The following is a 23804-nucleotide window of genomic DNA, read 5'->3' as shown; positions in this document are numbered from 1 at the left end:
AGACTATTATCCCAGCTTATTGATGGCCAATTCAGGAATCTGCCTCCACAAATTCACCTTCACATCACGGCTCCTTTCCAAGACTTTCCTGCCAGAAGCGGTGAGGCTGAAAATCCTTTTGTGCCTGCCACCTCTTTCCTCAGTAGCACCACCAAGTCTCGATTCAATAAAACCCTTGCTTTCCAGGCGATTCACTGTCCCATGCACAGCCCCAATGGTTACCGTGCGGCTCGCCTGTTCCTTCAATGCTTTGCGGATGGCCAGCCCATAGGCATCATCCTTCAGCATAACGATCAAGAGCAACACCAACTCTTCCAGTTCACCTATGTATTCCTTTTCCATTTGCCATTAGTTATATATAGTATAACAAATATACGGAAAGAGTTGAGATATGTTATATAAAGTATAACATATCTCAACTTTACAGCGCTTGATAGTCAAATTGGGGTCAGTGGCTACTCAGTTCTAAGTGACTCTACCGGATTGGCTGTTGACGCCTTAATAGCATGATAGCTCACCATAAGGAGTGCCAGCGACAAAGCCAGCCCCCCGGCAAGGGCAAATATCCACCAGGAGAGCTCTATCCTGTAGTCAATATCATCCAGTCCCGTGTCAAACAGCCATCCCGCCAGGGGCGCTGCCAGAAGAAAGGACAAAAATACAGGCTTAAGGAAATCCACAGAAAGAGCGATACTTATATTCGAAATTGTGGCACCCAGCACTTTACGAATACCCACTTCCTTTTTTCGTCGTTCGGCCACGTAAGCTGAAAGACCTATCAAGCCCAGACAGGCGATGAAGATGGCTAATCCGCTAAAAAGAATGGCCATGCCACGCATTGACCGAATCACCTCAAAGCGCTTCTGATACTCATCTTTGGTGAAATGCATTTCGAAGGGATAAGTCGGAAAGTAGCTCCCGAATATTTCCTCAATCTGACCAATTCTCTTCTGCCAGTCCTGGTCGTTCTGAAAGCGCACAAAAATATGGCTGATCCGGTTAGTTCCAAGGTAAATTACAAGGGGCTCTGGATCACTGGTGGGGTCATTATATACAAAATCCTTTACCACACCCACAATGTAATTATTGTCGCCCAGGTGAGTTCCCACAGGCTGTTCCAACCTCATTCGCCTGGCGGCGGTTTCGTTGACTAAACAAGCCAGGGAGTCGGCGCCAAACGCCGGGCTGAAGTCCCTGCCGTCTGCCATTGCCAGGCCAGCAGCCTTAATCCAATCGTAATGCACCCAGGTAATATTGATGGGGAAGTCTTCGTCGGGCCCCTTTCCCGGCCACTGAAAACCAGTGAGGCCTCCGCCTACCCTGATGAGATTATCTCCTCCGGCAGATACCGCCGTTACGCCCTGCACTTGTAGCAGGTCATTCTTAAAAAGATCAAATGCTTTGGCCATGTCTCCACGCACCGGTAGTTCGATCAGGTTTTCCTGGTCGTATCCCAGTGGCCGGCCCTGAATGTGGTCGAGTTGGACATAAATGACAATGGTAGATATAATCAGGAAGATTGACACAAAAAATTGAAACGTTACCAGCGCTCGACGGAAAATGGAAGCTCCCTTTCCAGCTTTACCCAGACCCGTTACGGCCTGTACAGGTTTGAAGCCACTGAGGAAAAATGCCGGATAGCTCCCAGCCACCATGCCGGTAACCCAGCCGAGAGCCAACACAGACGACCATAGTTGCCAGTTGGCCAGTGACATTGACAGATCCTTACCTGTGAGTTCATTAAATGATGGCAACAGGAGGTTGACCGCTACAATGCTTAAGAACAGGCCAAAAAAAGTGATCATCATTGCCTCAGTTAAAAACTGGCCAACAATGATCCTTCGTTGCGCCCCTATCACCTTCCTGATCCCCACTTCCTTTGCCCTCCGTTCAGAACGTGCCGTGGCCAGGTTCATAAAGTTCACACAGGCAAGCAACAAAATAAACACTCCCAGGGCTCCTACAAGGTACACAAAGACTATCTTGCCACCATCGGGCTTTCCGTTGTTAAAGTGGCCATAGAGGTGCAGGCGTTCGATGGGAAAAGCAAACAAATGAACCTCTTCGTTGTCCAAATGCTCTTCAACCACGCCATCTATTTTTTCATTAAAAACAAGCAAATCCGTGGCCGGAGCAAGCATTATCCATGTCTGGAAGGAATTATTATCCCATTTAAGCTTTCTGTTTTGCTCATAGGTACTGAAAGGAATAACGATATCAAATCGGATCGAGCTATTGGTTGGGACATCCCGAACAACTGCCGCCACCAAAAATTCGTCGGTATTATTAACGGTGATCGCCTTTCCTATTGGGTCTGTATGCTCAAATAGCTTTTTGGCAGTTCGCTCGGTAATGACCACACTGCCGGGAGAATTTAAAGCTTCTATCGCATTCCCCGCAACAGACGGGAAGGTCATTATGTCAAAAAAATCGGGATCCGCATAAAGCACCGCTTCATAGGTGTTTTCGTGCCCTGCGTTCACCAGCTGTTTGCCAGCCCCAAGCGTACGGGTTGCAAAAATTACTTCGGGCATGCCACTCTTGAGGCTCGGCCCCAATGGTGCAGGCGTAACATCGCCTGTGAAATATTCACCGCTCATTACCTCATGACGCATCAACTGGTAGATGTTTGGCTGGTTTTTATGGAAAGTATCGTAACTCAGCTCATGCGAAATCCACAATAGCAGAAGTATGCCGCAGGTTAAACCGACGGCCAGCCCCGATATATTAAGAAGCGAGTAGAGGCGGTTGACCCTGAGGTTCCGCCACGAAATGGTTAAGTAATGTTGAAGCATCGTTGTATAATTTGAGTTTGACCTTTTCCTTTCAAATGCAAATGGCCGAAGTGCACTTAGCACGTCGAATGCGTAGTAAATATCGGCCAGCAGCTTTCCCCTTCTCTCCCTCCGCCTCTCATACAGCTCATACAAATCCCCCTGAAGCGTTTCCAGCACTTCGTCGGAGCAGAACCACTTAAGGAAGCGGTCGGCGAGGCGGGGGGGATGTATCTTTCTATTCGACATGGCTTTTTCTATAAGTCGTGCCACCAGCTTGTGAGTAAACTGACAGCGAAAAAATCTGATCTGTCGCTGTGGGCACGACTCACTCCGTGCTTAAGTTTAGCCCTGGCACCTGGCGGGCAAATTCCATTCGCAGCTGGTTGGCTTCCTCCAGCATAGTAATGCCGTACGCCGTTAGCTTATAAAATTTCTTCCGGCGTCCTCCACGTTCGGTGGTGGCACCACCCTCTTCGGAGGTCACGCACCCTTTGTCTTCCAACCTGTACAAGGCGGAGTGCAGGGCGCCAATGCTTGGATTCTTACCGAGCTTCTCCTGCAAAGTTTCTTTGATGGTCACGCCATAAGCCTCGTCTCCAAGAGCTCCCACTGCCAGCAATACCAGTTCTTCAAATGCGCCTAATTTCATATCGTATATAATCGTTTCGTTATATCATTCCTAAAACCAAATCTAATTTAAACACATTTGATTCCTAAAACCAAATGATATGAGAATTATTTATTTCCTGTTTGCAAAGGAAATGCGAGGCAATGATTAAAGTGGGGCCGGCTGGAAGAAATATATACTATGCCAGCCTACAAAGAATTATAATATTCAAAAAAGCTCACCAGCTCTTTCTCATTTTTAGGAGATATCTTTTCTTTTTTGGCAAAAGCACTCAACTCTTCCTGCTTGTCTGGAAACTCTGCTATCAATTTCTTTATGCTGGTTATCTTAGCAACTCCCCCATCACCAATCTTGTAAAAGTATTGATCCGGCATTTTCTGGTACCTGGCCGGGGTGGACGCCGCCTGCAAGGCCTGGGCCGGCTGAGCTTCTCTGAACGACACCGCTTTTTTCATCAGCAACTGGGCCTTGCCACTGTCAAGCCGCAGGTAAAAGCTGTTATCCATTTTACCTATCGCTTCTCCTTTGTCCACCACAAGCACATCCTTTCCTATCACCACTTTCTCTATCCTCGGCTCCGGGTCAAGCACATAAACTCCTTCGTTCTGACTGAATTCAATCACATCTGAGTCAATATTGTACCGCAACGGCACCCCGGTATAGCTCCCCTTGGTGGTGTACACCTCGCCCTCTACAAACTCTGGATTTAAGTAAGGAGAACCATCGACAGGATATTCCTGCTGGTATAGACTTTTATCCATTATCTTGATCAGCATGTGATCTGCAAGGTTTCGTCCATTAAAAGATTGCGAAAAAGCTGGAGAAAAAAGAAAAGCCAGAAGTGCCGTAAAAAGCAGCTTGTTAAGATGCATAATGATGTAGTTCAAATAGGAAAAATATTTTGAAATATAACGCAATATTAGCTGGCTAAGATATGTCTTTGGAGAAACTATTGGGCATAAAAAATACCACCCGCTAATGCATGGGTGGTATTTATACAGAAAACAAGAAACCTATGTATTTCTTGGAAAGTAACTATAAGACAAACTTTCTGCAACATACCCCTAAACGACAGTGCTTACCTCGGCAGAATTTGCTTTATTGAATAAAAATACCCATGATTGACAGGCGATCATTCTTAACAAAAACTGGTGAAGCGGCTCTTGGTGCTGCATTTCTCCCGTTGGCTGGTTCGCAGAATAACCTCCTTGTATTAAAAAAACATTCTGGCAAGTCCGAGGCTGATCTCGTAGCTGACGAATCGTTTTGGTACCAGGTGCAGCAGTGTTATGTGCAAAACCCACATTTTATCAACCTGGAGGCTGGCTATTTTAGTCCCGCTGCCAATGTGACCCTGGGAGATCAAATTGACAACGTGCGGATGATCAATGAGTCGCCAAGCTTCTACATGAGACGGAAGCAGTTTGAGGAAAGAGACGCATTGCGGCAGCAGCTTGCAGACTTTGCAGGCTGTGGTGACGATGAGCTCATCATGACCAGAAACACCACTGAATCTCTCAACATCATCATTCAAGGACTGAAGTTGAAAGAGGGCGAGGAGATTCTCCATACCAATAGAGAGTACCCAAGCATGATTCAGGCGTTAGACCAGCGACAAAAGAGATTTGGCACGCCCTTGAAGATTGTTTCACTTCCATTGATCCCCGATTCGCAGGAGCAAATTGTGCAGCTTATGGAGAAAGCTGTTACCAGCAGGACCAAAGTGATTCTGGTGTCGTTCATGACCTACCTGACAGGCCAGGTGCTGCCAATCAAGGAAATATGTGCCATGGCCCACAGAAAAGGCATCGAAGTGATTGTGGACGGTGCGCACGCATTTGCCCATCTACCATTCAAAATATCCGAACTGGGTTGCGATTATTTTGCCTGTAGCCTTCACAAATGGTTGTGCGCCCCGTTAGGCAACGGCCTGCTGTACGTAAAAAAAGGAAAGGTGGGCAAGATCTGGCCTCTTTTTGGCGACACTGACTTTGCTGAAGACGACATCAAGAAGTTGGAGCACTTTGGTACGCAACCATGCTCCAATCAACTATCGATAGCAGCAGCCATCAGGTTCCACGAGAGCATTGGCAGTGAGCTTAAAGCGTCACGACTGAACTACCTCAAACACTACTGGGTGAGTAAGGTAAAAAGTTTGCCCAAAATAAAAATTAACACACCATTGGGAGAAGGCCAGTCTTATGCCATTTGCAATCTGGGAGTCGAAGGCATGTCTCCGAATGAATTAGTAGATACCCTTTATACCGAATACAAGATATTTACCGTGGCTATCGACAACGATGATATACAGGGCGCCAGGATTGCTCCGCATTTGTATACCACCATTAAAGAGCTTGATAAACTGGTAGACGCTTTGACCAAGATAGTTTCAAAATAAGGCTAAATTCTGTTTACCTTTAGGTGTTTGTGTAGAGCCAGAAATTGTCATTGAATTAAAAAGCCTCAGGCGATATTTAACTGAATGAAGAACCTGGTATTGTTATTATTTGCTTGTACGTTTCAACAGACCGGCTGGGCTCAGCTGGTCAACAACAAATCATTTGAAGGAGCGAACCGCCCCAACAGACCACCAGCTTTCTGGTACCCCTGTTCCGACGACAGCACACCGGATACCCAACCTTTTTCTTATGGTGTGACTTTGCCAGCCGACGATGGCAACACATACATGGGTATAGTTACCCGGAGTCTCGCTTTCGAACCCTTTGAAGTGAGGGAGGACATGGAAACCAGACTGAACCTCCCGATGATTGCGGGCTTCCCTTATGTGATCAGCGTAAGCCTGGCTCATGCCGATGACATGGGTTATGATGATAACAGCACTTTCATATGGGTGAACCGGCCAATTAAGTTGACAGTTTACGGAGGAACGGAAAGCTGCCTTACAGAGGAGCTTTTATGGCAATCCCCCTTGGTGGATAACACAGATTGGATACACTTTGAGGAAGTAATCCGGCCTGAAATGGAAAACTTGAGGTATCTGATTTTTGTAGCAACCCCTGAAGGCAATCGTGCAACGAATGGCAATATCCTTATAGATAATTTCGACCTGATTGAGGAACCACTGATTATTCCCTCGGCTTTTACACCTAACGGGGACGGATTCAATGATCATTTTTTTATCAAAGGAATCAAGCCTTTGTCTTCTCTCAAGGTAGTGAGCAGAGACGGCGACATGGCTTTTGAAACTGAAGACTATCAAAATGATTGGGCTGGCGGAGATTGGCCGTCAGGCGTCTACTTTTATACGCTCACCAACTCGATAAAGGGTAAGACATGGAAAGGCGAAGTGAGTATTATCAAGTAACATTTTGAAGCAAATGTTTTGGGCTTCCAGCCAGAATGTGCCGGAAGCTCAAAACACTTTCTAGGTTATTTCCAGCCGTAGGCCTTCATCATCTTGTGGTAAATCTCCGTGTTGTGGTAGATGCCGGCAAAGGCTTCAGACCCAGCACCAAATGCGTATACAGGAACCATAGTACCAGTGTGATGACCCGTAGTGAACTTGGGCTCAAACTTCCATGGGTCTTCTGCCTCAGCGATGGAGAAGCCACCGGTTTCATGATCCGCAGTAATCACCACCAGGGTGTTACCATCTTTCGCAGCAAAGTCGAGCACTTTGCCTATGGCGTTGTCAAAATCGATCATCTCAGAGGTGATATAGTCAGAGTCGTTGGAGTGCCCACCCCAATCAATCTGAGAACCTTCTACCATCAAAAAGAAGCCCTCTGGGTCATTCGAAAGCTTTGGTAGCATCGCTTCTACAGCGTCGCTCAAGATTGGCCCTCTGCCTTTAGCCACAGGGGCAGGGTCACCATCGGCTATAAAATAGCCAATTTTCTCTGACGAACTGCTTTTGAATGCGTCCAGGCTTTCAACAAAACTGAATCCTTTTTCCTCCAGCGCCGGCAATATGCTAGTGCTGTCTTTTCGGGTTGCAAAATACTTTCTCCCTCCGCCGACAAAATAGTTGAGTGGTGAGTCAATCATATCTGAAGCAATTTCTTCATGCATGTTTCGGGAAGGCTGGTGGGCATAAAAGGAACCAGGAGTAGCATGTGTAATCGTGCAAACTGCGATCAGGCCACTTGCCAGACCTTTACTGCCAGCTGTTTCGAGTATGGTTTCTCGGGAAGTGGAGTCAGGCATAACACCAATGGCTCCATTGTAGCTCTTCTCACCAGTAGAAAAAGCTGTAGCACCAGCAGCTGAGTCAGTTATCAGTGCATCGCTGGAAAAAGTTTTACTTAGCCCCACATACTGCACCCGCTCAAGATTAAGCTTAAAGTTGTTGGCAACAAGACCGGCGGTTGCCTGGGTTAATCCCATACCATCGCCCACCATGAAGATTATATTCTTCACGGCCTTTTTCTCAGGCTGAGTCGGAACCTCCTTTGGAGGATTGCAGGATGCCACTATTGCCAATAGCAGCACAAGAATTCTTTTAGCTAGATACATTGATGTTTATTTGTTTGAATTGGAAGTTACTTTTTCAAATGACACAAAAAATTCGGCACCATTTCCTTCTGTGCTTTCACACCACACCTCTCCGTTCATGGCTTCCGTGAATTTTTTCACCAGCGACAACCCAAGTCCAATGCTTTCCTCTCCTCCCGTTGGCTGAGCACTTAGCCTCTGATATTTCCCAAAAACCCTCTTCATATCTTCATCACTAAGCCCAGGCCCATCGTCCTTCACCGAAGTGATCACTTTGTCAGCTTCAAACCGAAGGATCAACTTGATCTCTTTTCCTTCGGGAGAGTATTTCAGCGCATTGGAAACAAGGTTTTCTATTATATTCCGGTAAATATTTTTGTCAACCCTGGCGCAAGCAGGGTTTCCCACTAGTTCGGTAGTCAGTTTTAACTTCTTCTTATCGGCATATAACCGGTAATTCTTCTTCTCCTCTTCAATAATTTCACGCAGGTCGACATTTTCAATATCCATGTTGAAAGTAGTGTTTTCTATCGCTTCTGCATCAAGAATCTCACTCACCATGAATTTCATCCTCGTCGTAGCCCGTTCCATAATACTCAGATAGGAAACCATATCGTCGGAAAAGGTTTCCTTTTCATAGTGCATAAGGTTAACCACCGACATGACCTGGTTGATTGGGGCTCTCAGGTCGTGCGCCACCATGCCAATGATCTCATTTTTTTCTTCATTGATGATCTTCAGCTGTCGGTTCTTTTCTTCAAGGCTTTCGGTCTGGTGTTTGATTTCCTCCTGCTGAGCTATCAACTTGTTGTTAACTCTTTGCTTTGAAATGTAGTTTCTATAAAACACCAGTGCCAAAATGATCAGCAGTATTACCGCCGTAATCAGCCATTTGAGCTGAACAGACTGAGTTTCAAGTTCGGCCTCTTTTAATAGAATTTCACTGTCTTTCTGCTCCGATTCAAACAAAAACTGTAGTTCCGATATTTTGCGAACAGACCTGACGTCAAGCAGTGAATCCTGAAACTTGGAATACAGCATATGGCTTTCAAGTGCCTTGTCATACCTGCCCACCCGTTGGTACACCTCCGCCAGGCTGTAGTAGGCTTCCATAAGCTCCTCGGTAAGCCTGATTCTGCCGCTAACCGTGGCTGCCAGCTTCGAGTAAAACAAAGCAGTTTCCAGATCGTCTTTTGCAGCATAAGCCCGGCCGAGTTTATTGAGGTTGTCTGCCACCTCCAGCTGGTTATTCATTGACTCAGCCAGCCTCAGTGCACGATTGTAGTATGATATGGCCTGGTCATAGTCTTCCAGGTAGAGGTACACATCACCCAGGTTATTGTAGCCATCGGTTACGCCGTAGCCATTGTTTATTTTTAGGTCAATTTCGAGCGCTTCGTTATACCGAAGAATGGCCGAACTGTAGTCTTTTTGATCTCTGAAAACGTCCCCAAAATTATTGATATTCTCCGAAACGAGCGCCGAGTCTCCTATTTCGTTGGCCAACGCAAAGGATAAATCATAGTTTCTGCTTGCCTCCCTGTAGTTCCTTTGTCTCCTGAAAACATCGCCAATACTATTATAACATTCCGCAACACTTTTTTTATCCTTCTGAGCCTCATGTAGTTGAAGCGATTCGTAAAAAGTCCTGTAAGCAAGCTCTAGCTGGCCTCTGTTTTGATAGTAGTTGCCCTGTAGAAATAACGCCCTTGCAACGCCTCCCGTGTAGTCATACTGCCGGGAAACTTCCAGCGCTTCGGTGATCAGTACTTGTGCTGAATCGGGCTCAGTTCTAAGAAAAACGCTGGCAAGATGATTAATGCTGTCGACAAGCGAGACGTGATCGTGAGATGGTTTCGCTGGTTCCTGATAAAAGTGTTTCCCAAACAAGGGGGGCACCGACCCACTCATCAAGAACAATAGTATAAAAAGTATCTTCCTTCCTTTCATTGAAGCATGGGTGCGCCTAAAATCACTGACACAGCAAAAATAGCAATTATGATACAGTACCTAACAGAACTGTGATTAAAGGTTTGTGAAGTCTTGGGATGGGAAGTGAAGAAAAAGCTGTTTCAACGATAGTTGACTGACGAGCCTGATTAAAAGGGAGGTTCGCTTTCAAAATACCGACATTTGGTCTACCGCCAAATTCGCAACTGTCTATTGAAACAGCTCTGTGTGTAGAAAATATTTTATTTCGCTTTCAATGCTTTTTCAAGCTCATCAATCATTTTCTTGGTGATGGCTTTGGGTTTGTCTTTTTTATATTTCACAAGTGCCTTCAAGGCCTTTGCTCCTATCTCATACAATCCAGACGAGTTTTGGTCATTCCTGAAACTTCCAAGTACCCAGTCCAGCTCCGCTTGAATTTTCTCTTCAATCCCCAGTTGTGCGAGTTTCTCACGTGCCTCAACGCAAGCCATCTCAATTTTCTCATTAGCCGAAGTAGCCATAATAGTAATGCTTAATAGAGTGATGATATTTTTGTTAATTACGCACAAAATTAATCATTTCATTAGATAATATACAAAGAATAATAAATAATGTTAACACAAATTTAATTCAGCAAACGATTTCGTAACCATTTGCAGGTACTCTTTTTCTTCAAAAACTCTGGGCGGATCTTTTAAGATCGGCAAAAGGCGCCATAACGAACTCAGCGTCACGTACCGATAGCGGGGATGCTGCTTTCTTTCTGGTTGTGATGTAAATTTGAAAACGTGGGGATTACTGTCCGCCAGTGTCAGGCTTTTTACCTATAGGAATCATGTAGGCCAAAGACACAAAGCCTACCAGGTGCTTTGAGCTGTCGGGGATAGTAGAAAGGAGCCTGTTTGAAAAAATCATATCGCTGATGGTGACCTCCAGACCTCCTTCAAGCTGTAGCAGCCCGAAGGTGAATAGTCTGTTGAGCCCTCCCGATGCTCTCAGCCCATAACCTATGGTTCGATCAACATTCGGATCAAACCGATAAAACTCTTCGCCTTCCTTCACCACTCCCTGCAGTTCGTCCTTCTGATTGAGGAATATCTCCAGGTAGGGCCCCATGTTCACAAAAAATTGGGTCTTTTGCTTTCCGAGATAGGCATTCATCAGCAAGGGGATTTCCAAATAATTCATTTTGGTGGTATAAAAACCCGAGTCGAGGAGCTGCTTATAGCCTTTCTCGATGTAGTTTACTTCCACTTGAATACCCGCATGTTCCGCCAGAAAGAGCTTTCCAACAGCACCATATTGTTTGCCGTAAACAAAGCTCGTCTGCATATTCACAGGCCTGAACGTATCGCTGAAAAGCACTTCACTGAAATGCGCACCTCCACGCAAGCCAAAATAGCCCCATGCTCCTCCTTTGCTGCTGCCAGTGGGAGCTGTAGCCGTTTTATCAGTTTCCTGGCCAGATACAGAAACCCCAGACAGACAAGCCGCAATGAAGATGAAAACCCGAAAAAGCCTCATTTGGATTCCTTTTAAATTAAAATGTCTCAAAGGCAAGATTTATTGTCTTTCCTATGAGACATTCATAAGTACCAAAAACCTTTAACGAGCCTAGGACTCTTTTGGGCTTTGGATTTTGGTTTTTTCATTCTTCTCTTTAGCTGGCCTGGAATTGCCGTGAGAAGCAATTGTGATTTTTCCTTTTCTAGTCTTTTTATCTCCTCTTCCCATTTTAGTTATGTTTTTCGGTGCAAATTTAAGTTGAAGTGCAATATTAGCAAATTTTAGTGGTTCCTTCACGACGAATGTACCATTGCCGGTTTCTGGTCATGAACTCACAACTTCCTTTCACAATTTCCATAGCCGGGAGGGAATAAATTCCAGTATCCGATAGTTTCGCAGAAACAGAAAGGAAACTAAAATGAGTAATTCCGAAAACAACACATCCCGCAAAGCGCAAGCAAAGGTGTTGAGGGTTTTCCGAAAGGTGCATCGCCTAACTGGTGCATTTCTCTTTGTATTCTTCTTCATTGTGTCCACATCAGGCTTACTACTCGGGTGGAAAAAGCATTCAGGTGATTTGATTCTGGCCAAAACCAGAACCGGACAGTCAGCCGATCCACAAGAATGGAAATCAATAAATGAAATAACGCTGATCGCCCAGGCATATCTTCTCGACTCTATCGATGCTTCGCTTTCCCCAGTGATCGACAGGCTTGATATTCGACAGGACAAGGGGATAGTGAAAGTCCTCTTCGCTGATCATTACAAGAGTTTTCAGATAGACTGCACCACCGGTGAGGTGCTCCATACCGAAACCAGATTATCGGATTTGATTGAGCACATCCACGACGGTTCCATTATCGACGACACCTTCGGATGGCAGAAAGGCCTCTTTAAGCTCGCATATACCACAGTTACTGGCCTGGCCCTTCTTGTGTTCACCATCACGGGCTTCTGGCTCTGGTATGGGCCGAAAGTCATGAGAAAGCAAACAAATAAGGTTCTCGTATAGTTAGCAAAATCTCAAGGAGATGATTAAATTTTCACTCAAAACACGAGAGAATGGCTAGAGCAAATGCGGCCCTGATTCAGGCAATTCGACGCACGGCTGAAAAACTAAAAAAGGGCAACAACTACATGTGGGGTCATATGGGCAGCTGTAATTGCGGCAACCTGGCTCAGGAAATTACTCAGCTAACAAGGGCCAGTATTCACGCCTATGCAATGAGGGGCCATGGCGACTGGGCGGATCAAATCAACGACTTCTGCCCCACCAGTGGCATGCCAATGGACTTGCTCATCAGCGAAATGTTAAGCGCAGGACTTGACAGGGAAGACCTTATTCACCTCGAAAGGCTCTCTGACCAGGAAGTGCTTGGCAAACTTCCCCTGACCGAACGGAACCTTCGCCACAACTATCGGGACGATGTGGTGAAGTACCTGACAACATGGGCATCGGCTTTGGAAGATGAGTTGGTCGAGAAAGTGAATATTTCTGATGCTACTGAGCCCGCTGAAAAGGTGCTATCTCTTCATTAAAGGATAGTGAAAAAAGTAACAGTCTTTGCTTTTAAATTTTTGATTAGGAAATACAGCCCAGTCGGCGATTCGTCCTTCAAATTGAAGCCCAGCCTTTTCCAGCACCCGCTTCGAAGCAACGTTGTCCACATCGCAGCACGCCCACAGGCGATACACCCAAACCTGGGCGGCAAACCAGGGCAGCATTTCGTTTAGCACCTCCACAATAAACCCTTTGCCCCAAAAGGCCGGGCCGAGAATATAGCCAAAAGACACTCTGCCCTTTTCATTGATAAAGCCAATTGAACCAACAGGGGTGCCAGTCAGGTCAAAAATCAGGTAAGTGAAGTCGGTGCCCGCATTCCATGCTTGTAGCGCATAGTCTACAAAAGGCAGGGTATCTTTTTCTACGGACTTGTGAGTAGGCCACGATATGTATTTGGTCGACTTTTTAAGCGACGCATAGGTATCGAACACATGTGGCGTATCAGTGGGCACGATCTTTCTTATTTTCAATCTTTCTGTCTCAAACTGTTCCTTCACTTGAGGTGCGGTCATTGTTACCAATATTTCACTTAAGATTAAAAAATAATTTCGATAGTTGTAAACTGCCCGCCATACCTTGCTTTCAAACAATGGCACATGGAAGCAGAAAGAGAACTAGACGATTTATACTTTGACTTGTGGGACAACACTTACGACAAGACGGTGGTTGTAACCAGTGACGACACCGACGACGACGATACATTTTACGATGTGGCTGTCAGGCGAGACAGCAGTTACAGAAGAATAGACGATCTGTAGTTTCCATTTCATACCTTTACTGTAGGTATGAAAGACATTATCCATCAATATTTCAAAAAAGAGCTAGAAGGCTTCAAAATACTTGTTCAGGTAAACCCGGAGAGCTTCAGGGGCACAGAACTCATTGTCCATTCCAACGGGCAAATAGAAAAAACCAAAAGGGTATTTGACAAAGATATTTTTGAAGACCTGGCGGCGGATGAATTCAAAGACGGCAGTCCTCTAGAGTTTAATCTGTACCTCAAAGGCCTGGTAGAATAAGACAATCCTGTCAAAGTTCTTTTTCTATTTGATTTTACCATTAATAATTCCATAACTTTGCAGCGGCAAATCGGTACGACCAGCTCCTGCTGAATCCCCCAGGTCCGGAAGGAAGCAAGGGTAAGCGGTTGTAGCGGTGCGATATTCGGTTTGCCATTTTTTATTTCCCTCCTTACAATTTAGCAGAGATTAACTAGCTTTGTAAGCATTCTTAAAACCCCTCATACTATGCAGTTTTTCATCGATACAGCGAACCTTAGCGAGATCAAAGAAGCCAACGACCTGGGCGTGTTGGATGGTGTAACCACCAACCCAAGCCTGATGGCCAAGGAAGGCATCACAGGCAAAGAAAATATCCTGGCTCACTACAAAGCCATTTGTAAGATTGTGGACGACAACGTAAGTGCCGAAGTTATCTCCACCGACTTCGAAGGCATGATAAAAGAGGGAAAAGAGCTTGCCAAAATCGATGACAAAATTGTAGTAAAGGTGCCGATGATCCGTGACGGTGTGAAAGCCATCAAAGCATTTTCTGCTGAAGGCATCAGAACCAACTGCACATTGGTATTTAGCTCAGGCCAGGCCATTCTGGCAGCGAAGGCTGGAGCCAGCTATGTTTCTCCTTTCATCGGAAGGCTTGACGACATCTCTCACGACGGCCTTGACCTGATTGAGCAAATGGTGCAGATTTATACCAACTATGCCTTCGAAACTCAGATACTGGCAGCATCGGTTCGCCACACCATGCACCTGATCAAATGTGCTGAAATAGGTGCCGACGTGGTTACCTGCCCGCTTAATGTTATCACAGCGCTGCTTAAGCACCCGTTGACTGATAGCGGTCTGGAGAAGTTTCTGGCCGACTACAAAAAGGGCAACTCCTAACAAATGAGTGTCTCAGCAGTTGTATCTTCATCTACAATTGAAGATATGTATATTATTAAAGTAAAGGGCAAGGCCAAAATACCTGACTACATCCAGCTGAGGGATGATAATTTTGTGCTTATTGCCTATTTCAGGGCCGACAGGCCTTTGAAAAATATTGAAAAGTACGGATTGGAGGGGAAGGAAGAAGCGCTTCAAAAATTGATCACTGAGCTGCCCTTTGGCAAGCTCCAAAAGCTAAGCCTCTGAAAATGTCATTTAGTTCTGAGCCCGTTGTTGCGATAAGTAATGCTACTGTGTTTCAGGAGAACAGCACAGTGCTGAATGACATTACATTTGAGATTGAAAAAGGTGAGTTTGTTTACCTGATTGGCAGAACAGGAAGCGGGAAATCGTCGTTGCTTAAAACCCTCTATGCCGACCTTGCTTTGAGACTTGGCGACGCCACTGTGGCAAGTCACTCTATCCGAAACATCAAAAGCTCAAAAGTACCCTACCTTCGCAGGAAAATAGGCATCGTGTTTCAGGACTTCCAGCTTTTTAGCGACAGAACAGTGTCCGAAAATCTCAACTTCGTGATGAAAGCCACTGGATGGACTGACCGATCCAAAATGAAGGCCCGTGAGTCAGAAGTATTGATGAAAGTAGGCCTTGGGTCAGTAGGCAACAAAATGCCCCACCAGCTTTCCGGTGGTGAGCAGCAGCGGGTAGTAATTGCCCGGGCGCTAATCAACGAGCCTGCTATACTGCTGGCTGACGAGCCTACGGGTAACCTCGACCCAGATGTTTCTGACGGCATTTTCAAACTTTTTCTGGAGATCAACAACAGTGGCACAGCCATCCTCATGGCGACTCACAACCACGCCTTTCTAAAGAAATACCCGGGGCGGGTACTCAAATGTGAGGCAGGTCGATTGCTCGACTCCAAAAAAGATAGCTTCAGCCTCTCGACAGAGGACTTCTAAACAAGCCTTAATTGCTTACTTTTAGTAGTTAGTTTTCTGCATACAAATAGTTACGTGCAGAAGAAGTTGCCAATATATTCCAGGGCCCATGCCACAGCTTATCCAGGCAAAAACCATCCTCAACAAAACCAAAAGGCGTGATCCTTGGTTTCTGGACGACTACACCGTCAATCCCTACAGCGGCTGTTCTTTCAACTGCCTCTACTGCTATATCAGAGGTAGTAAATACGGTACGCATATGGAGGAAAAGCTGGCTGTGAAGGAAAATGCACCGACACTGCTTGATAAGGCCCTGGCGCTACGGGCCCGAAAGGGGCAGTACGGCTACATAGTGCTTTCTTCTGCAACCGACCCCTATTTACAAGCAGAAAAGACCTTCAAAGTAACCAGAAGCCTGCTTGAGGTAATCCTAAAGTACAGGTTTCCCCTGCACATGATCACCAAGTCGGATCTTATCTCCAGAGATTTTGATTTGCTACAGGAAATAAAAAGCAAGGCTATTTTGCCTGATGACCTCAAAGACAAAGCTCCCTCGGGCCTGCTGATTACCTTTTCATTCTCGACAGTTAGTGACCAGCTCGCACATATTTTTGAACCGGGAGCAACACCCCCTTCGAAAAGGCTGCTCACCCTCAGCGACTGCCTGAGCAGGCAATTTCATGCAGGTGTAAGCCTCATGCCTCTATTACCCTACCTGTCTGATACCGGCGAACACCTTCACGAGATGATGAGCAGTTTTCAAAGGGTGGGAGCCAAATACGTAATGCCAGCCAGCCTGACCCTGTTTGGTAATGATGCTGCCGACAGCAAGGTGCTTGTCATGAAAGCCATAGCAGCGCACTTTCCACACCTCAACGAAAAGTACCAGCGCTTCTTTGAACACCAAAACGAAATGCCCAAATACTACACGGAAGCGCTCAATAAAAAAATGGTAGAATTGGCGGCAATGTATGGCCTGCCTGATCGCATTGTTTTTCAATCTGCGTGATTCGGGATTTGGATGGTCAGTTTAGTGCCCTTACCAGGCTCCGAATCCAAAGTTATGTTTCCATTAAGCCGACCGACAGTTTCCTTCACTATATACAAACCAAGCCCAGCACCAGACTCCGATGTTTTAAAGAACATATTGAATACCTGGTTGCGGTACTCTGGATCAATACCCTCTCCATTGTCCTCCACAGAAACAATGGCCTTCTTCTCATCCACTGTGGCCCTTATTTTTATAAAGCGAGGCTCATCCGTTAGCTTTCTTGAAAACTTGATGGCATTGGATATAAGATTGTCAAAGATAAAAGTGAGCCTCAGCGCATCAGAATGAAAGGGAACATCTTGTTTGATGTCCTTCAAAATGTCTATTGATTCAAATCTCTCCAGGTACCTGAAATTGAATATGCTTTCAGTAATAACCTTATCAAGATCGACTGCCACATACTCAAGCGTTTTGCGGGTATTTTGTGAATAATCAAGTATACCTCGTACAGTATTGTCAAGCTTCACTACGCTTTGTTCCATCAAGCTTAGGTATTTTTCTACTTCAGATTGAGACACTCCGTTTAGCTTCGATAGCTGTATAAGACCCAGTACTGAGGTAAGCGGTGCCCTGAGATTGTGTGATACCCTATAAACAAAGCTATCCAACTCTCCGTTGATTTTCTTCAGTTGCCGGTTCTGCTTTTTCAAGTTGGCCTCGGCTTCCCTGCGCTTTCTTTCTCCTTCCTTTTGATTAATGGCATTGTAAATAGCCGAAGAAAGGCGTGCCAGATTACTCTTAAGTATGTAATCGTCGGCACCCTGCTTGAGGCACAACACTGCGAACTCTTCCGATACCGTACCAGTCACGAGTATGAAGGGTATATCTCCCATCTCCTCCCTGCAAATTTTGAGCGCCTCGGTAGAATCAAACTGAGGAAGCAGGTGATCGGACAGCACCAAGTCCGGTTTGAAGTCAATCAGTTGGGTTACATAATCATCCCTGTTGTCTACGATAACGTCTTCAAACACTACACCTTGTCTCTTAAGATTTATCTTTAAGAGATCAGCATCCTCTTCAAAATCCTCCAGGATCAATATTCGCAAAGAACTGGGCTTGTTCATTGGTCAGTTAGGTTTGGATTGGCCGGATAGTAGTTGGTTCTTAGCCAGAAATCTCCAACATAAAGCATCTCTTGTTTGAATTTCTCAAACTGCACGTGTTTCCTTACAAAACCATTTACGCCAAGAGCGTAAGACTCCCGAACCACGCTATCGTCTCCACAAGATGACATGATCACGATAGGGATGTGCTTTTTGAGTTCGTCTTGTTTTATCTTTCGTAAAACTTCCAGCCCACCCACTTTTGGCATGTCCAGATCCAGCAACACAAGAACAGGTGGCCGGCTGAATGAAGCTGAAAAGAAATAGTCCAGAGCTGCCGCTCCATCAGAGAAATGCACGACACTCGTGATCAACTTTCCGGATTTGAGCACCCTGGTAGTGAGCTCAGCATCTTCTTCGCTGTCATCTACAATCACCATGTAGCGTTCCCCTTCTGTTTCAGATATCATCTTTCATATTTTTTGTCGGTAAACTGAAGTAAAATGTTGATCCCTTGTCAGGAATAGATTCTGCCCATATCTCTCCCCCATGTCTGGTAACAATTCGATGGCTCAAAGCCAGCCCTACACCGGTGCCGGCATATTCCTTTGGGCTATGCAGCCGTTGGAAAACTGCGAACAGTTTATCGTAGTAGGCCATATCAAAACCTACGCCGGTGTCCTTTATAAAGTACACCTGCCGGTGTAATTCGGAATAACAGCCAAAGGCTAACTCAGCCCGGTGAAGTTTGGAGGAGTATTTGATGGCATTTGAAATAAGGTTGTACCAAACCTGCTTTATAGTTTTTTTATCCCCCCAGGCGTCAAGCTCTATCTCATTTTTCAAGAAAACCTTGGGATCATCGTTCCGTACCTCCATTTCTTCCAGCACACTTTGCACCAGCAATTTCATGTTAAAGGTAGACTTGATCAGCTCCTTCCGGCCGAGGCGTGAAAAGTCCAGTAAATCGTCGATAAGACGAGACATCCGGGCGGCGTTTCGCATCACGATACTGATCAGTCTTTTACCTTCGTCGTCAAGTTTGTCATTGTACTCCTCCGCAATAATTTTCGTATAACTATCAATTGACCGCAACGGAGCCCGTAAGTCGTGTGACACGGAGTAACTGAAGGCTTCCAACTCAGCGTTCAAAAAATGAGCCTTGTCTTCCGCCAGCTTTCTGGCTGTGATATCGAAGGTAGAAGCACGGTCCTTAATAAATTTTCCGTTCTCGTCAACTACAGCCGTTGCATTCAATATAGCTGGAAAAGAAGTACCATCGCTTCTAACAAGCTCAAACTCAACAGCATCTGCCCGACCGCCGGCTTTGAATAATTGGAAATTCGATCTGAAAACCTCTCTCTCCTCTTCTTTCAGAAAATCTGAGAAATTCTTCTTGTGTAATACCTCTTCCTTGCTGTAGCCGAGCCAGCTTAGCAGCGTGTTGTTTATCTCAATAAAATCACCCCTTTCGTCAAGAGAATGATAACCACAGGGGGCATTATCGTACAGGTCCTTTATTTCTTCCGAGCGTTGTCTGAGCACATTTTCAGCAAGCTGACGCTCCTTCATCCGACCCCGAAAAATATACAATGCGATCACGATGATCACCAGAATAATCAACCCAAAGGCGACATACAATTGGTAAAACTGGCGGTTGGCGGCATTTGCAAGACCTACCCGTTTGCCTAGTAAATCTCTTTCATTGCTCTTCATACCCTCCGATATCCGTCTGATGGCATCAGTAAGTTGTTTGCCTGTCAATGAATTTCGATTTGGCGGAGCTGGAAGTTGTTGAATACCCGCACTTTCCACGGTTCCCAATGCAATCTTTTGCGCTATTAGCTGTCCCAATGTATCTAAACTTTGGAGCTGCCTGGCATTGTCGGCTACCAACTTTTCCAAGCTATCCAGGTGTATGGCAATGTCCTTGCTCCTTTGTTTGTAGGTGTCTTCAAAGGATTTATTTCCATAGATCAGAAAGCCCCGCCGACTCGATTCAATTTCAAGCAGATTTGAATAAATCTCTTCAATTTGAAAAAGCACTTCGTGTGTGTGCGATACTTCAAAGGTGATGGAACGAAACTGCGACATATTCCGGTAGGAAAAGAACATGGTGACAACCAGAAGCAAAAAAGCCGTCGCAAAACCCCCAATAATACGTTTGTCAACTTCCGATAGCATTTTTCTTCTCATAAAGGCTGTCGAATGAATCTGATGCCACAGCCTATTTTTCTGTTATTTTATCCGAATTATTAATCTTTCGTAAAGCTGTTCCATACCACCAAAAGTTGACTAAAAGTGATATGAGGCAATTATTTATAATAAAAATTGTAAAATACCAACAAATAAGATAAATATTATCAGACAAAAAATGTGAAATTGCATTTTGAACCTGTTATAAATCTACAGGATTTACAGAAACAAGTTCCAACCACCCATCAATTAAGACGATGCGTTTCACTCCTTAATCTTGAATACTGCCCACTAATGCCGGTAATTTTTTACATAAAAAGTCATAGTCTTTCTTTTTACTTTAAAACAAAGTCAGCCTCTTTTCAGCTAAAAATGGCCAATGCCAGTAGACTCAATGGCTCTGAAAAAGATGTGGCACTAGTTAGTCTTTATGCAAAGTGAAAGCCCTCTCTACTCCGCAATCAACTGACTTATGGCCGTTGGTCATATCCGTTGTTCAAAACTTAAAATAAGGTTTTACTTTTGCCGGAACCTCTTAAACAATACTCCTACTACGTGAAGCATTTTTTACTCCTGGTGACGCTGTTGATTTTAACACGGCCTGTCACCTTTGCTCAAAAAAAAAATGAAGACTACAAGCTCCACATTAAAAAGGCATCTTCACCAATAGTTATCGACGGTGCCATGGACGAGCAGGCCTGGCTAGATGCGGACGTCGCTACCGACTTCTTTAGTATCCTGCCCATGGATACCAGCTTTGCCAGGGTGCGCACCGACGTGCGCATGACCTACAACGACCACACCCTTTATCTTGTCGCCACTTGCTTTCATGGTCCAATAGAAGGCCCGTACTATGTGGAGTCGCTGCGAAGAGATTTCAGCTTCGGAAAAAACGACAACTTCCTGCTGTTTATGGATCCGTTCGACGATCAAACCAATGGCTTCAGTTTTGGCACCAATGCAGCAGGTGCACAATGGGATGGGATTATGTACAACGGGGGCTCGGTGGACCTCAGCTGGGACAACAAATGGACCTCGGCGGTAAAAAATTACGACGACCGCTACGTCTTCGAAATGGCCGTGCCGTTCAAAAGCATCCGATACAAAAATGGTATTACCAACTGGGGCATCAACTTCAGTCGCCTCGACCTGAAAACGACCGAGAAGTCGAGCTGGGCACCTGTACCACGGCAGTTTCCAAGTGCTTCGCTGGCTTACACCGGCATACTCGTTTGGGACCAGCCGCCACCAGCAGCGGGCCCCAACATCTCGGTGATTCCCTACACATTGGGTCGTGTGGCCAAAAATTACCAAGAAGGCACCGATGCCGACGTGACCGGCGACGTGGGAGCTGACGCTAAAATTGCCCTCACTTCCTCCCTCAATCTGGACCTGACTATCAACCCCGACTTCTCGCAGGTGGATGTAGACAGACAAGTGACCAACCTTGATCGGTTTGAGTTATTTTTTCCCGAACGACGACAGTTTTTTCTGGAAAACGGCGACCTCTTTGCCAATTTTGGCTACTCCTCCATTCGCCCCTTCTTTTCCCGGCGAGTTGGGCTGGGAGTACCTATTCAGTTTGGTGCCAGACTCAGCGGAAGAATTAACCGAAACTGGCGGGTAGGATTGATGGACATGCAAACAGGAAAGGTGGAAAAGACAGCCCTCCCTTCACAGAATTTTGCCGTGATGGCAGTGCAACGCAGGGTCTTCGCCCGCTCCAATATAGGCTTCCTGTTTGTGAACAAAGAGTCGATCAACTACACGCCTGACCTCAACTCAGATAAGCCGGTTTACTCGCAGTACAACCGCAACATGGGCCTGGAATACAACCTGGCCACGTCAAACAACAAGCTGACCGGCAAGGCACTCTTCCTTAAGTCGTTTAGCCCCGACGTGAAAGGGCAGGACTTCACTCAGGCAGCTAACCTGCAATACGCTGGCAGAAAACTGACCGTTGCCTGGCAGCACGAATATGTGGGCAAAAACTTCACTGCAGAGGCAGGCTATGTGCCCCGCAAAAACTTCGTAAGACTGTCGCCCCAGGTGAGCTACAACTTCTTTCCAAAAGGCAAGCTGCTGCTCAGCCATGGCCCTACGCTTGGCACATACACGGTGTTTAAACCGGATTTCTATCTGACCGACAACACTACCTTCGGTAGCTACAATTTCGTTTTCAGAAAGCAGGAGAGGTTTACAGTGTGGCGGGGTTATGACTATGTGGAACTGTTGTTTCCCTTTGACCCTACTAACTCCGGCAAGGACAGCCTGCAAACAGGCAGCAAGCACAATTGGGCTTCGTGGGGCACAGAGTTTAGCAGTCGGCCACAAAGTGTTTTCACCTACGGGTTCAGCACCCGCTATGGCGGCTACTATAACGACGGCACAAGATTCAACTTTACCACCGATATTGGCTACCGGTTCCAGCCCTATGTAAGCATAGCCCTAAGCTCGAGCTACAACAAGATAGTGATGGACGAGCCATGGAACACTACCAACTTCTGGCTGATTGGCCCACGCCTCGACGTGACTATGACTAACAAGCTCTATCTCACGGGCTTTTTGCAGTACAACGATCAACAGGACAATGTGAACCTGAATGCCAGGATACAGTGGCGCTATGCGCCGGCCTCCGACTTGTTCATAGTGTATACCGACAATTACCTGCCAACGCCCTATGAGTCGGGGCTGTTCAATGTAAAGAACAGAGCCATTGTGCTGAAGTTTACTTACTGGTGGAATATTTAAAGACAAAAAAAGTCGAATGTCACGTCGGTTTTAATTTTATAACCTTCTAGTTTTTGAAACTATTCGGCTGCGTCAGATCGCAATGCTTTCGTTTTTGCATTCTATTCTCACTGCCTTTACAGGGAATCATCGTAGCGCAAGTATTTCAATCCAGTTGATCTGGCTGTAGTTTCCATGTGGATTTTTTTGAAATAGATGATTCATTACATCTTTATTATTCCTATTTTGAAGAAATAATTATCTAACTACTACAACCAAACCAACCTCACTATGAAAAAGATAGCATTCTTTTTTCTGTCAACCTTTCTCCTGACAGCATGCTCACAAACAGAAAAAACTTCCGCCACCGGTGATACGGCGATGGAAGGTGAGGCTAGTACCGACGAAAGCGAAGCAGGTGCCCAACCACTTGCTGCGGTATGCGTGTGGGACAACCTCTCCGTAAGGGCTGAGCCTAACTCGAAAAGCAAGTACATCACCTCTATTAGTATCGGTGAAACGCTAACCCTGCTGAGAGAGTCTGCTGTTGACTCCAGCGACAACAACCGGGCCTATGCCAAGGTGAGCCTGGCTGATGGCAAAGAAGGCTGGGCACAAAGCCTGCTGGTGATTGAGGGAGGCATGGCCGCTGTGTTCACCGATGATGTGTCTATTTATAAAAGGCCCGACCTGCTCACCAAGTCCGACAAAAGCTTCGCCCAAATGGATATTGTAGCCATAAAAAGCCTGCAGGACGACTGGGCGGAAGTTGTGGGCAAACGTAACGAGGGCACCTGGATAGAAACAGGCTGGGTAAAAAAAGAAAACTTGTCGCCAAAGCCTGTTGACATTGCAGCCGCCAAATTTGGCAGGATCGCACTGAACGAAAAGGACATGGAAAAGAGAAAGCAGGCCATTTCCGACATTGTAAACAACCCTGACTTCTCTGGCTCCACGTTTATTCCCAGGCTGGAGGGCGAGCTGGAAGGAATGAATATTGACCCAATGGCTGAACCGGCCGACAGTGTGGCTGCGCAGCACTAATCCCCGCTTTTGCATGGTTCGCTCTACCGG

At 45.8% G+C, this 23804-nt stretch carries 25 protein-coding genes; 12 read left to right on the top strand and 13 right to left on the bottom strand.

Annotated features, from left to right (window positions below; genetic code table 11):
• Window positions 1-6: 6 nt before the first annotated feature.
• From RIF36_RS23840 to RIF36_RS23825, 4 genes are all read right to left on the bottom strand, one after another.
• Entirely contained in the window at window positions 7-342 is a 336-nt protein-coding gene (locus RIF36_RS23840; protein WP_350072186.1) for a PadR family transcriptional regulator, read from the bottom strand.
• Window positions 343-455: 113 nt separating this feature from the next.
• Window positions 456-3047 (bottom strand): ABC transporter permease, encoded by a 2592-nt coding sequence (locus RIF36_RS23835; RefSeq protein WP_350120117.1) that lies wholly within the window; start codon window positions 3045-3047, stop codon window positions 456-458.
• A gap of 55 nt (window positions 3048-3102) precedes the next feature.
• Window positions 3103-3426, bottom strand: coding sequence for a PadR family transcriptional regulator (locus tag RIF36_RS23830; protein WP_350120120.1), 324 nt, complete (start codon window positions 3424-3426; stop codon window positions 3103-3105).
• 167 nt (window positions 3427-3593) lie between these two features.
• On the bottom strand, window positions 3594-4292 hold the full coding sequence (locus RIF36_RS23825) for a hypothetical protein (protein WP_350120123.1): 699 nt from the start codon (window positions 4290-4292) through the stop codon (window positions 3594-3596).
• Window positions 4293-4522: 230 nt separating this feature from the next.
• Between RIF36_RS23825 and RIF36_RS23820 the strand changes: the two genes are divergently transcribed.
• Together RIF36_RS23820 and RIF36_RS23815 are read left to right on the top strand one after the other, a co-directional pair.
• Window positions 4523-5803: an aminotransferase class V-fold PLP-dependent enzyme gene (locus RIF36_RS23820; protein ID WP_350120125.1), complete on the top strand. Its 1281-nt coding sequence runs from the start codon at window positions 4523-4525 to the stop codon at window positions 5801-5803.
• 84 nt (window positions 5804-5887) lie between these two features.
• Window positions 5888-6730 carry a T9SS type B sorting domain-containing protein gene (locus RIF36_RS23815; RefSeq protein ID WP_350072180.1) on the top strand — a complete coding sequence of 281 codons (843 nt, stop codon included), beginning with the start codon at window positions 5888-5890 and terminating at the stop codon, window positions 6728-6730.
• Between the two features lie 65 nt (window positions 6731-6795).
• Here the strand turns inward: RIF36_RS23815 and RIF36_RS23810 are convergent, their stop codons facing one another.
• From RIF36_RS23810 to RIF36_RS23790, 5 genes are all read right to left on the bottom strand, one after another.
• A complete protein-coding gene (locus tag RIF36_RS23810; protein ID WP_350120128.1) occupies window positions 6796-7881 on the bottom strand; it encodes an alkaline phosphatase in 1086 nt (361 codons plus the stop codon).
• Window positions 7882-7887: 6 nt separating this feature from the next.
• A complete protein-coding gene (locus tag RIF36_RS23805; RefSeq protein WP_350120131.1) occupies window positions 7888-9810 on the bottom strand; it encodes an ATP-binding protein in 1923 nt (640 codons plus the stop codon).
• A gap of 242 nt (window positions 9811-10052) precedes the next feature.
• Complete coding sequence (locus RIF36_RS23800) at window positions 10053-10313, bottom strand: hypothetical protein (protein WP_152000516.1); 261 nt, start codon at window positions 10311-10313, stop codon at window positions 10053-10055.
• Between the two features lie 274 nt (window positions 10314-10587).
• Window positions 10588-11316 (bottom strand): porin family protein, encoded by a 729-nt coding sequence (locus RIF36_RS23795; RefSeq protein ID WP_350120134.1) that lies wholly within the window; start codon window positions 11314-11316, stop codon window positions 10588-10590.
• A gap of 90 nt (window positions 11317-11406) precedes the next feature.
• Window positions 11407-11595: a 30S ribosomal protein THX gene (locus RIF36_RS23790; RefSeq protein WP_350149686.1), complete on the bottom strand. Its 189-nt coding sequence runs from the start codon at window positions 11593-11595 to the stop codon at window positions 11407-11409.
• 121 nt (window positions 11596-11716) lie between these two features.
• Here RIF36_RS23790 and RIF36_RS23785 point away from each other — a divergent pair, with 121 nt between their 5' ends.
• Both RIF36_RS23785 and RIF36_RS23780 read left to right on the top strand, forming a co-directional pair.
• Complete coding sequence (locus RIF36_RS23785) at window positions 11717-12310, top strand: PepSY domain-containing protein (RefSeq protein ID WP_350085232.1); 594 nt, start codon at window positions 11717-11719, stop codon at window positions 12308-12310.
• A gap of 50 nt (window positions 12311-12360) precedes the next feature.
• Entirely contained in the window at window positions 12361-12837 is a 477-nt protein-coding gene (locus tag RIF36_RS23780; protein ID WP_350120137.1) for a hypothetical protein, read from the top strand.
• Here the strand turns inward: RIF36_RS23780 and RIF36_RS23775 are convergent.
• Window positions 12823-13374 (bottom strand): GNAT family N-acetyltransferase, encoded by a 552-nt coding sequence (locus tag RIF36_RS23775; RefSeq protein WP_350120140.1) that lies wholly within the window; start codon window positions 13372-13374, stop codon window positions 12823-12825. The two genes, RIF36_RS23780 and RIF36_RS23775, sit on opposite strands and share 15 nt — an antisense overlap.
• 84 nt (window positions 13375-13458) lie before the next feature.
• Between RIF36_RS23775 and RIF36_RS23770 the strand changes: the two genes are divergently transcribed.
• The 6 genes from RIF36_RS23770 (at window position 13459) to RIF36_RS23740 (ending at window position 16719) form a co-directional block, all read left to right on the top strand.
• Complete coding sequence (locus tag RIF36_RS23770; protein ID WP_350072174.1) at window positions 13459-13620, top strand: hypothetical protein; 162 nt, start codon at window positions 13459-13461, stop codon at window positions 13618-13620.
• Window positions 13621-13647: 27 nt separating this feature from the next.
• Complete coding sequence (locus RIF36_RS23765) at window positions 13648-13881, top strand: hypothetical protein (protein WP_350072173.1); 234 nt, start codon at window positions 13648-13650, stop codon at window positions 13879-13881.
• Window positions 13882-14109: 228 nt separating this feature from the next.
• Window positions 14110-14766, top strand: coding sequence for a fructose-6-phosphate aldolase (gene fsa, locus RIF36_RS23755; protein ID WP_350072172.1), 657 nt, complete (start codon window positions 14110-14112; stop codon window positions 14764-14766).
• 45 nt (window positions 14767-14811) lie between these two features.
• Entirely contained in the window at window positions 14812-15015 is a 204-nt protein-coding gene (locus tag RIF36_RS23750) for a fructose-6-phosphate aldolase (RefSeq protein WP_152000535.1), read from the top strand.
• 2 nt (window positions 15016-15017) lie between these two features.
• Window positions 15018-15731 carry a cell division ATP-binding protein FtsE gene (locus RIF36_RS23745; protein ID WP_317490196.1) on the top strand — a complete coding sequence of 238 codons (714 nt, stop codon included), beginning with the start codon at window positions 15018-15020 and terminating at the stop codon, window positions 15729-15731.
• An 88-nt stretch (window positions 15732-15819) separates the two neighbouring features.
• Window positions 15820-16719: an SPL family radical SAM protein gene (locus RIF36_RS23740; protein ID WP_350120143.1), complete on the top strand. Its 900-nt coding sequence runs from the start codon at window positions 15820-15822 to the stop codon at window positions 16717-16719.
• Here RIF36_RS23740 and RIF36_RS23735 read toward each other — a convergent pair.
• Genes RIF36_RS23735 through RIF36_RS23725 form a run of 3 tightly spaced genes read right to left on the bottom strand, consistent with a single transcriptional unit; the run spans window position 16707 to window position 20000 of the window.
• Window positions 16707-17825, bottom strand: a complete 1119-nt coding sequence (locus RIF36_RS23735) for a sensor histidine kinase (RefSeq protein WP_350120146.1) — start codon at window positions 17823-17825, stop codon at window positions 16707-16709. The genes RIF36_RS23740 and RIF36_RS23735 overlap by 13 nt on opposite strands.
• Complete coding sequence (locus RIF36_RS23730; protein WP_350085217.1) at window positions 17822-18274, bottom strand: response regulator; 453 nt, start codon at window positions 18272-18274, stop codon at window positions 17822-17824. Before RIF36_RS23730 ends, RIF36_RS23735 begins: the two co-directional genes overlap by 4 nt.
• Window positions 18264-20000, bottom strand: a complete 1737-nt coding sequence (locus RIF36_RS23725) for a sensor histidine kinase (protein ID WP_350120149.1) — start codon at window positions 19998-20000, stop codon at window positions 18264-18266. The genes RIF36_RS23730 and RIF36_RS23725 overlap by 11 nt, the downstream gene beginning before the upstream one ends.
• 555 nt (window positions 20001-20555) lie before the next feature.
• Between RIF36_RS23725 and RIF36_RS23720 the strand changes: the two genes are divergently transcribed.
• Together RIF36_RS23720 and RIF36_RS23715 are read left to right on the top strand one after the other, a co-directional pair.
• Window positions 20556-22751: a DUF5916 domain-containing protein gene (locus RIF36_RS23720; protein ID WP_350120152.1), complete on the top strand. Its 2196-nt coding sequence runs from the start codon at window positions 20556-20558 to the stop codon at window positions 22749-22751.
• Window positions 22752-23021: 270 nt separating this feature from the next.
• Window positions 23022-23774 carry an SH3 domain-containing protein gene (locus RIF36_RS23715; RefSeq protein WP_350120155.1) on the top strand — a complete coding sequence of 251 codons (753 nt, stop codon included), beginning with the start codon at window positions 23022-23024 and terminating at the stop codon, window positions 23772-23774.
• Window positions 23775-23804: the final 30 nt, after the last annotated feature.

The organism is Imperialibacter sp., from assembly GCF_040222815.1.
GTDB lineage: Bacteria > Bacteroidota > Bacteroidia > Cytophagales > Cyclobacteriaceae > Imperialibacter.
Note: the sequence above shows the minus strand (reverse complement) of the source record. Positions and strands in the feature narration are given on the sequence as shown.